The 445-nt window shown below is 75.3% G+C and carries 1 pseudogene; it reads right to left on the bottom strand.

The window, feature by feature from the left end:
• Positions 1-445, bottom strand: a pseudogene (locus AC1DD3_RS22100) (hypothetical protein); the annotation flags it as partial.

Genomic DNA, 445 nt, shown 5'->3' with positions numbered 1-445 from the left:
GCGTTGAGGCCGGTGCGGGGCAGCACGGCCGCGGCGAGGGCGAGCCGGCGGCGGGCTTCGCCGATGCTGATCCGGAGCCGGACCCGGAGGTATTCGGCGGTGTTCCGGCACCCGTCATCGGCAGGCACAGACCGCACCCGCGCCGGCCCGGCGCTGTTCCCGGCGCCGCGGCTGCGGACATCGCTCCGGATCCGGTGACGTCCCCTGCGGTGTCGGTGTCGGTGCCCCAGCCGGTGGTCCAGCCGGTGGCTTTGGCCGCGGGGCCGGCGGCGTTGACCGCCTCGGTGCGGGTCCGTTCCACCGCGGCCGCGGCGAGCAGCTGAAGGTGCTCGGTCCGGCGGGAGAGCTCCTCGGTCAGGTCCGCGAAATCCGCCGCCTCCTGGAAGGAAGCCAGCCCGAGCTCGTTGTCCGCGGCGTCGACCGCCGATGCCAGCGCCTCCAGACA

It is taken from the genome of Arthrobacter sp. 05T444 (assembly GCF_056395905.1).
This window is presented reverse-complemented; position numbering and strand designations above follow the sequence as displayed.